The 9045-nt window shown below is 44.0% G+C and carries 11 protein-coding genes and 1 pseudogene; 4 read left to right on the plus strand and 8 right to left on the minus strand.

From position 1 onward, the window contains the following. A partial coding sequence (locus AC1DUA_RS11650) for a MerR family transcriptional regulator (RefSeq protein ID WP_477499905.1) occupies positions 1–194 on the plus strand: 194 nt, incomplete at its 5' end. Between the two features lie 58 nt (positions 195–252). Further along, positions 253–870: a TVP38/TMEM64 family protein gene (locus tag AC1DUA_RS11655; RefSeq protein WP_477499906.1), complete on the plus strand. Its 618-nt coding sequence runs from the start codon at positions 253–255 to the stop codon at positions 868–870. 110 nt (positions 871–980) lie between these two features. Here AC1DUA_RS11655 and bshB2 read toward each other — a convergent pair whose 3' ends face one another. Both bshB2 and AC1DUA_RS11665 read right to left on the minus strand, forming a co-directional pair. Next, positions 981–1637, minus strand: a complete 657-nt coding sequence (gene bshB2, locus AC1DUA_RS11660; RefSeq protein ID WP_477499907.1) for a bacillithiol biosynthesis deacetylase BshB2 — start codon at positions 1635–1637, stop codon at positions 981–983. A 23-nt stretch (positions 1638–1660) separates the two neighbouring features. After that, positions 1661–2005 carry a YojF family protein gene (locus AC1DUA_RS11665; RefSeq protein WP_477499908.1) on the minus strand — a complete coding sequence of 115 codons (345 nt, stop codon included), beginning with the start codon at positions 2003–2005 and terminating at the stop codon, positions 1661–1663. Between the two features lie 267 nt (positions 2006–2272). On the opposite strand from AC1DUA_RS11665, the gene AC1DUA_RS11670 reads away from it, so the two are divergent. Then, positions 2273–3427, plus strand: coding sequence for an S-layer homology domain-containing protein (locus tag AC1DUA_RS11670; protein WP_477499909.1), 1155 nt, complete (start codon positions 2273–2275; stop codon positions 3425–3427). Between the two features lie 88 nt (positions 3428–3515). On the opposite strand, the gene AC1DUA_RS11675 is transcribed toward AC1DUA_RS11670, so the two are convergent. From AC1DUA_RS11675 to AC1DUA_RS11690, 4 genes and pseudogenes are all read right to left on the minus strand, one after another. Further along, positions 3516–4244 carry an ATP-grasp domain-containing protein gene (locus AC1DUA_RS11675; protein ID WP_477499910.1) on the minus strand — a complete coding sequence of 243 codons (729 nt, stop codon included), beginning with the start codon at positions 4242–4244 and terminating at the stop codon, positions 3516–3518. Positions 4245–4304: 60 nt separating this feature from the next. After that, a complete protein-coding gene (locus tag AC1DUA_RS11680; protein ID WP_477499911.1) occupies positions 4305–4862 on the minus strand; it encodes a YdcF family protein in 558 nt (185 codons plus the stop codon). Positions 4863–4951: 89 nt separating this feature from the next. Next, positions 4952–5077 (minus strand): annotated as a pseudogene (locus AC1DUA_RS11685) (stalk domain-containing protein); the annotation flags it as partial. A gap of 42 nt (positions 5078–5119) precedes the next feature. Further along, positions 5120–5794 (minus strand): TetR/AcrR family transcriptional regulator, encoded by a 675-nt coding sequence (locus tag AC1DUA_RS11690; protein WP_477499913.1) that lies wholly within the window; start codon positions 5792–5794, stop codon positions 5120–5122. 187 nt (positions 5795–5981) lie between these two features. Between AC1DUA_RS11690 and AC1DUA_RS11695 the strand changes: the two genes are divergently transcribed. Further along, positions 5982–7334, plus strand: coding sequence for an MATE family efflux transporter (locus tag AC1DUA_RS11695; protein WP_477499914.1), 1353 nt, complete (start codon positions 5982–5984; stop codon positions 7332–7334). Between the two features lie 78 nt (positions 7335–7412). Here the strand turns inward: AC1DUA_RS11695 and AC1DUA_RS11700 are convergent, their stop codons facing one another. Together AC1DUA_RS11700 and AC1DUA_RS11705 are read right to left on the minus strand one after the other, a co-directional pair. After that, a complete protein-coding gene (locus AC1DUA_RS11700; protein WP_477499916.1) occupies positions 7413–8774 on the minus strand; it encodes a UTP--glucose-1-phosphate uridylyltransferase in 1362 nt (453 codons plus the stop codon). Between the two features lie 48 nt (positions 8775–8822). After that, the coding region (locus AC1DUA_RS11705) for a response regulator (RefSeq protein WP_477499917.1) at positions 8823–9045 on the minus strand (223 nt) is incomplete at its 5' end.

Below are 9045 nucleotides of genomic sequence, written 5' to 3' on the forward strand. Positions count from 1 at the left end.
AAACCGGGATGAGTGTGGATGACATCAAGAAGTATTATGATTTGGTAAACGAAGGAATCTCAACCTTGCCGGAGAGAATCAAATCGATTGAAGATCAAAAACAAAAGCTGCTGAAAGATATTGAAGAGAAGGAAGCACAGCTCGTTCATTTGGAAGAAAAACTGAAGCGCTATTATCGCGGGGAAAATTATTAAGAGTGTTATCGAGAGACCAGATATTAAACTCATCAGACCAAGGGAGATACCCTACCAAATGAAGAAATGGTACACCATTAGCATGTATCTTGTGCTCATAATCATTGTTTATGTATATAAGGATGACATTTTGCATTGGATGCAGTATGGGAATGCGCCTGTTCTGCTTATTTTTGCAGCCGCGCTTGGGTTTATTATCGTACCTGTTATTCCCTACAAAATAGTTATTGGCATGCTCGGGTTTATGTACGGTCCATTGATGGGCGCCTTGATCAGTTGGACAGCTGCTTCCGTGGCGTCTGTCATTGTTTTTTTGCTGGCACGCTACTTATTCCAAAAGCAAGGCCGCGCCTACTTGTCCAAATACGAGAAGTTGGAAAAGCTGCAAGGTGCGATTGAAAAAAATCCGTTCCTGACTATTTTATTAGCTCGACTCATCCCGATTATCCCTCAGGCTGTCGTTAATGTCATTCCTGCCATTACTTCCATTTCGGTCGTTACATTCACCATTGCCTCCGCATTGGGCAAAATTCCGGCTATGCTCCTGTTTGCGTTCATCGGCAGCAATTTGTTTGCTGGCACTAGCAAACTCGTTTTGTCCGTCGGCGTGTATGTCCTTTTTTTAGCGTCCGTCTACATCGTTTACCGCGTTTGGCTCAAGAAGCGATGGCTTTAAACAGCTATACTTTGAGGAATTATTAATGCCTGACTCTGGCCCAAGTGTAAATAACCGGAATACTAAAAAAAACCATCCCGCAATGGGGATGGCTAATCATGAATGATATTTTATGCGAATCGATACGTCCAAAATCGCTCCGTTCCGAATCGCGCCTGAATTTCGGGATCAGATAATGTCTTGTTGCCTAATAATTCCGCGGCTTGGAATTGAGATTTATGCGATTCAATAGACGCCATCTTCTGTTTCAAGAAACCTTTAACGTCATTAAGGATATCGGGCTTGCCGATCTCTTGTTCGTGATTGTTGGCGAATGCCATGCAATGAACAGTCGGTCTTTGATCGGCAGGCATCCTGGCAATTGTCCGGATTACCGCTGCCCCGCATGCGTCGTGATCGGGATGAACGCTAAGTGTCGGATGGAAAGTAATGACCAACGAAGGATTCAGCTCTTTAATGAGCGCTTCGATACTTCCGTCCAACTTCGCTTTATCCTCGAATTCGATCATTTTATCGTGAAATCCGAGCATTCTAAGATCCTTGATCCCGATGGCACGGCAAGAAGCTTCGAGTTCCTGCTTGCGTATGCCAGGCAAAGTGACCCGGTTGGCGAAAGGCGGTATGCCCATGTTGCGGCCCATTTCTCCTAAAGTCAAACAAGCGTAAGTAACTTCCGATCCTTGGCCAAGATGCATGGCAAGCGTTCCTGACGCGCTGAACGCTTCGTCGTCCGGATGCGGAAGCACAACTAGGATGTGTCGTTCCATATTTGTTCGAATCCTCCTTTACCTTAGAACGGTTCCCGACTCAATTGCAACGCCACGACGAGTTTTCCCGCCGTATCATGCCCCGCAAGGATTAGCCTTTCGGTATCCGTCTCTTCATAGTGAGTAAGCCCCTCGGAATAAACCCAGCCTTGCTCTGTTTTCAAGCCGATGCGATAGGGCCCACTACCGGAAATCGAGCCGTGTGAATATCGAATAACGGCGTTTGAAATAAAGGTCGCGGCCGGATGCTTTGTACGATCCAGATGTGCAGCATACGCTCCCGTTGTCATCTCAAGATGGATATATAAATCCAGACCGATAAGGATATCGATAAACTGCTGGATTTTCGTTTTGTCGATGAGCTGCATTTACACTCCTCCAATCGCGTAAATTCTATCGGACTTCGTGTAGGATTGTCCGATATGACATCATTTTAGCATACCTGGGCATCGAATCCACGTTCACACGTTTTGGTTAAGTATTGATATATGAAAATTGCTGAACAGTTTACCGTAACCGTACTGGACAAGCGCAATACACTGTTTGTTTTTTTCTTATGGCTGCAACAATGCAACATTTCCAGACTGTGGGTCGTCATAKATATTGAATGTAAAAACTCTATGAGGTGATTGAACTTGAATTCCCGAAAAAAACTTCTAAGCTTATCCGCAGCTGCCATCTTGTCCCTTTCCTTAGCAGGTCAAAGTTTTGCAGCAACTTCAACATTCACCGATTTGGAGCAAGTTGCGGCCAAAGATAAAATTATTTCACTGCAATCCCAAGGTCTCGTATCGGGAGTTAGCAACGACCTGTTTCAACCCAATGCAACACTTACGGTCAGCCAAGGCATTCAAATGATCGTCAAAGCGCTTGGTTTGAACCTCAACTCCATTAATTTTGTAAAAGCACCCCTGGCAACCAACTATTTTGCGAAAGCAAACAATGATGCCTGGTATGCGCAAAGCTTAATAATAGCGGCGAATAACGACCTTGACCTTCATGCTGATCTTGATCCGAACCAGACATGGACGAAGGAAACCTTCACGAAAGAATTGCTTCTTGCATTGGAAGGTCACAATATCATGCACATGATGAAGCTTCCGCCGATCGAGATCAAAGACAAAGCCGAAATTACCTTTGACGCTCTTGGACCGATTCAAGCTGCTATTTACAAAGGGATTGCAACGCTTGACTCCGATGGAAACTTCCATCCACAAGCGGAAATTACACGCGCGCAAGCGGCTGAAATGATTTATAACTCGCTCAAATATATCCACCCTGCTGCAAATCAGACTCCAGAATCGGATTCAACCGGCGATATACCAAGGGATGGGAACAGCCAACCGATGATACCAGCTGGTGGTCAATCGGGTCAAGTTAAAGCAGATTCCATCGTTTATGAGAATACCCAATATGGCTTTCGTTTCACGCTTCCTAACAACTGGAAGGGTTATTCGGTCGTTACAGATAAGTGGGACGGTCTTTCAATAGCGGATTCGCAAGTCGAGAGCGTGGTGGAAAGCGGCGCGAAGATTAGCATTCGCCATCCCGAATGGACATCCGAACAACCGAGACAGGATATCCCCATTCTCATCTTTACCGTCGACCAATGGAATGAGCTTCAGCAGGAGAAATTCCATATTGGTGCTGCTCCAATTGGACCTAGTGAGCTAATCCGTAATGACAAGTACGTATTTGCACTTCCAGCACGTTATAATTTTGCCTACCCGGAAGGCTACCAAGAGGTAGAGGACATTATAACGAGCAATCCGATTCAACCAATTTCGTAATCACAAATCTATATGTTCAAGAAGGCGCGGATAATTCGCGCCTTCTTTTTTAATGCGCATCGAATTTCACTGGCTATAAAACACTAAATTAAAAATCACACTCATCTATCGTTGATGTTAACTCCGACCATCTTGCCGATAATAACTTCGCATAATCCAAAGAAAACAACCCATAATGCCCCAGAGAATAGCCGTCATTAACTTCTATCAATAGCGTATCCCCTTTATCAGTTAATCCAAAATCCACAGCATAACCGTTCGGAGCAGATTTGTATTGTAAGACAAGATTTTCAACCACTTTATAATCAAAGTGTAGTCTCCAATTACCTCTATACCTTCTAATGTCTAGAATCTTTCCATGTCTAACAAAACATCTCCATTCAGTGACAAAATTCACAACCTCGGAGCATAATATCTCAGGATCTTCACCATATGTCCCACATCCAACCAAATCTTTAGTCCCTCTTACCACTACTCCCGTAAACTTTTTATCCTCAACTGGCTTAATAAAAACGTTCCAGTTATCAGGATTGTTGGCTATCACACTTAATTTAGACTTCCAGACCTTTCTTCCTAAGTAGCCTTCTAATTCTTCTGGATAATCAATTTCAGGTGGGACTATATCATATTTGGAAAGTGTTGACCTAACATCATCAACATAGCTTACTATGATGTCTTCTTTGTTATGTTCCGTTACTTCTTCAATATTTTCAAAATAGAGTATCTCAAAGCCCATTTGCTTAAAACCATCATACGCGGCATAAAAATTATGATTTACTATTTGTTTATCAAAACCACTTTTAATAAATACCCTCATATCTCATCTACTTTCCCTCATATTGGATTTATCAACCTTATTCTTGGCTAGATTATCAAGCTATTTTGATCCAATATTGTATATGGCCGGTCTGAAATACTTCCCTACCTTTTCTAGCTCATTCATTACGTACTTTATTTTATTTTCATCTTGAAACCAATTGTCTTTTGAGGTCCCTGTTTTATCAATAACTGGACTTACATAAAAAATAGTCTCACTTGGAAAAACAAATTGATAGGTTAAAAGTGCTCTGCGAGCGTGATAATTTTTACAGACTAAAACAACCTTTTTGGGGTGAATCCCATGTTCTTGCAAAACCTCCAAAGATAAGCTTGCATTTTCAAAGGTATTAGTTGCTTTGTCTTCTTTAAATATTGATTCTGAAGGGACTCCTAGTGACACTCCAATATTTCTCAGGAATTCCCATTCAGTAGTTTCTACATGCGCAGTGGAACCGCCGGAAGGTAGTATAAATGGAGCAACGCCTTGATGGTATAACGTCGTTGCTCTTTCCATTAATTGAGGATGACTTGAACCTGGAATTAAAATAACATCTGACTGACCCATTTCCGTTTCGAAAAACATAAAATCACTAATACAGTCGAATGGAAAAGGCATATGAAGCCTCCTTTAGCATTTTTATTTAACCCATATATTACCACAATAAAACAAAAAAGCGGAAGCTAATCTTCCGCTTTCTGCCGAGGTTAATAAGTAATCGTAATAACTTTCGTCGCATCGTCAAACTGCACTTTTGCTCCTAACACTTCTGACATCAGTCTCACTGGTATCAGCGTAGTGCCATTATAGAGTTTTGCTGGTGTCTGCGTTTCCCGCTCCTGATTCCTTTCCCCCTAATACTAAGATGCCTACTTCTACTCCTCCATTATGACCTGCTCAATCCCCAACAGAATCAACTTCAGGCCAAACTCAAACGACTTATCGGTCCCAATCAACTCGAACAGCCCACTCTTGTACATACTCCGGAACTGCCCGGCTTCCGCCTCGCTCATAGAGTCCAGAAGCCGGATCATCTCCCCGTCTAGCAGCACTTCCTGCTCCTTATTGACGGTGGAAAACAGGCGCTGAGTTTGATAATTATCCAGAACGAAATAGAAGACATAGTTCACTAACGTAAGAACCGCTTGTAATTTCTGCTCTTGCTTGATTGGTGCCGATTCCATACATAGCAACATACGGTTGGTAAATCGGATCATGTCCGGCTCGATGGGTATCGTCAGCATCATCAGCTGTGTAGAACAGGGGTAGCGACAGAGTACGCGCCTCACGGTAACTGCAAATGCTATCAGTTGCTCCTTCCAGTCCCCCTCGGGATGGAACTCTTCCACGATAATTTTTGATACTTGGTTGGCCAGACGCTGATAGAGATTCTGTTTGCTCTTGAAGTACCAATACAGCGAGGGAGCCTGAATCCCTAGCCTATCGGCTAATCGTCTCATGCTGAACTTCTCGAGGTCATCCTCTCCAAGAAGCACCCATGAGGTTTCCAAAATCTTATCTTCCGAAATCTGAGGCTGCTGCTTTTTCATTGGTATCCGCCCTTTTATCTAACAGTGTAAGTTTGTGCTTTACAGGTCTATATCTCTATGATATCATCTAACACTGTAAGGTTCAATCTAACACTGTAAGATTGGTTTGAATGACGCTAGAACAACCTAACGAGGGATTCCTAATAAAGCAAACCTTCCAAAATAAAGAAAGAAAGTGGTGACCAACATGGATACAGAGAACCTTCATTATTTCGAAAAAGCACCTATCGCAAAAGCCATAGCTCATTTCGCCGTACCAATGATGCTAGGAATGTCAATGAGTGTCATATATGCCATCTTAAATGCCTATTTCATTGGTACACTGGAAAACACCGCCATGTTAACCGCACTCGCACTAACCTTGCCGTTATTCGCGGCTATAATGGCCCTTGGCAATTTGATTGGCATCGGGAGCAGTGCATTTATTTCCCGTTTGCTGGGAGAGAAAAAATATGATGATGTAAAGCATGTGTCCTCATTCGCTTTTTACAGCAGTTTAGCGCTTGGACTTATCTTGATGGCCGTCGGTATTCCATTCATCGATGCCATCGTTCATGGCCTGGGAGCGACGCTTGACTCATTCGGCTTCACGAAGGATTATGTCACGATTATGATTGTCGGTTCACCATTCATCGTATTATTCTTCACATTGGAAAATATCGTGCGCTCTGAGGGCTCAGCAATCACATCGATGGTCGGTATGATTCTCAGTGTTGTCGTGAATATTATTCTTGATGCGTTAGTCATCTTCGTCTTTCATTGGGGGGTGATTGGTGTTGCGTCTGCTACGGTCATTGCTAATTTGGTTGCGGGTGTCTTCTACGCCTTCCATATCGGATATAAGAGCCAATTCTTAACTATCTCCTTAAAATGGTTTAAGGCTTCCAAGGATATTCTCAGCAATGTATTCAAAATCGGAGTTCCTGTCTTTATTATGAGTGTATTCTTAGGCGCAATGTCGCTAATCTTTAACCGATATCTAGTCGAATATGGCGAACAAGCCGTAGCGGCATTTGGAATTTCATCACGTTTATTGCAATTTCCCGAAGTTATTCTGATGGGCTTATGTGAGGGAGTTGTGCCCTTGATTGCCTTCTCTTTTGCAGCGAATAAAATACGTATGAAACATACCATCCAATTCACGATCAAAGCGATTGTCGCGCTAGCAGTCGTGTTCGGCATCATCGTTTTTCTCGTTTCCGACCACTTAATTGGTCTATTTACGAATGATCCGCAATTAATTCAAATGGGCAGTTACATTCTACATGTGACGTTCTTATCCTTGTTCATAACTGGAATAACCGCGCTGTTTACGGGGATCTTCCAAGCAACAGCACAAGGAACCGCCGCGTTTATTATGTCCATTATTCAAGGAATTACGCTGATTCCAGTCTTGTATATCGCTAATCGAATGAACGGCTTCCACGGGGTTGTCTGGTCTCTCGTCATATCAGATGCCGCCGCGTTCCTTGTTGGTGCCATCATGCTGTATGTACTGCGTAACAAATTGCAGCCGGACATTGAGAGCCTAGTACAATAGAAACTTATTCATAACTAAATAAGAGGCAGCCAGTAAGTGTGGGCTGCCTCTTTCGTTCTATAATTAGTATCAGTTAAACTATTCTTCAAAAAGAGCCTTCAAAACCTCCGGTGTCAGCCCCTCTCCCCCATAAGAAACCAATGGTGAAATTTCAATGTTCAGACCTTCCAGCACGGTGGAAGCTACACCTGCTTCCAGGAGCCACCGCTTATGCAAACCCTGCACAAGTGAGCGAGCTGTTGCGGGGCTGTCCTTTCCTTCCTTGTTTTTGACAGGGGCGAATTCTTCCTCTCTTCGTATTTTCAATACCATCATACGTTCGACGAGCGGGAAGAAATCAAAGATCAATTTTTCAAATTTGAAAGCATTTGGCGACGCCGGATGAACGGTATTGCCCTGATCGTCTATGAATTTGACTGCTTTATGGGCCGCATGATAAGGAACATTCGCATCCGCATGCCGTTCGATAAAATCGGTGCGAAACAAATGGATCGAAAGGTTGGCCAGACCGTAGGTCAAGTGGCCCGTTCTATCGCTTTCGTACATTAACTCTTTAGGCACGTCCATGTATTCCACGACTGCCGGTCTACCATCCTTCAGGCACAGAATGCCGACTTTTTCCTCTGGGTAGGCTTTTTCTGCGACTTTAGTGGCAATCGGATAGTTATAATGTACAGCAGTCCCTATAAACAAAGGATCAGCAACTCGGATCAAGGCATTGTCGACATTGTAATAGAAAAGCCACTCCACTCCCCGACGTTTCAGGTCGTCCAAGGCTCCGGAGCGCTTCATGGAAGCAAAGGAGTCACCGTTTCCGCTGGGAGTAAGACCAATTTCGTCCTTGGCGGAGAGCAGAACGCGTCCTGTAGAATCCAGTGCAGGCAGTACGCTTTGCTGGAAGAAGAAAATGTCTACTGCCTCATAGCCGAAAAACGCTGATGCCTGGAAATACCGAACAGTATCCTGATGATTCTCAGGACTGGTCATTATGTACCAAGGGATGGACCGTCCAGCTCTCCTGGACAAGTTGAGCAAGCGCTCGGCTTGGAGTTGGAACAGTGACTTTCCAGAAGGGAGCCCGATGTTATAGGTCCCCTTCGGTCCTTCATGCTCCAGACGGCTTCCCTGCCCTCCAGCAACGACAAGCACCGCGACTTTGYCTTGGCGAAGCCGGTCCCAGCCGATCTCGGTCATTTGCTCACGCTCCTCGTCGCTGTATGCCTCTGAGTCGAAAGCTGCCATTGGYGAAATAAAGTCGGTACTTACCAATGGCTCCTTCGTAAGTTGAAAAAGCTCGCCAAGAGCAACAAAATCCAGCTCTTCCATTTTATCCAGCAGCTTATTCTTCGAGGCATTGGAAAGCGACGAGTAATGCCTGAGTATATGCTCCTGACCGTAAGCTTGCGCCTTTTTATATAAATCGTTATAACGCTTATCCACGAAAAACCTCCTTGTAGACCGCTTCGTCGCTATCCTATTTTGCTTCACTCAACGCTTGAGCGGCGAGCTCATCTTTTCAACCCTATCAATGATTTCTGATATCGCATTCATACTGATTGGTTTGCTGATGTAAGCATCCATGCCTTCAGATAGATATTTCTCGCTATCGCCTTTGATTGCATGAGCTGTCACTGCCACTATGTACGGGTGTTTCTTCCCGTTTAACAGTTCATTGATTAGCTTCGTGGCTGTTAATCCATCTATCCAGGGC

The organism is Paenibacillus sp. 01T422, from assembly GCF_056398785.1.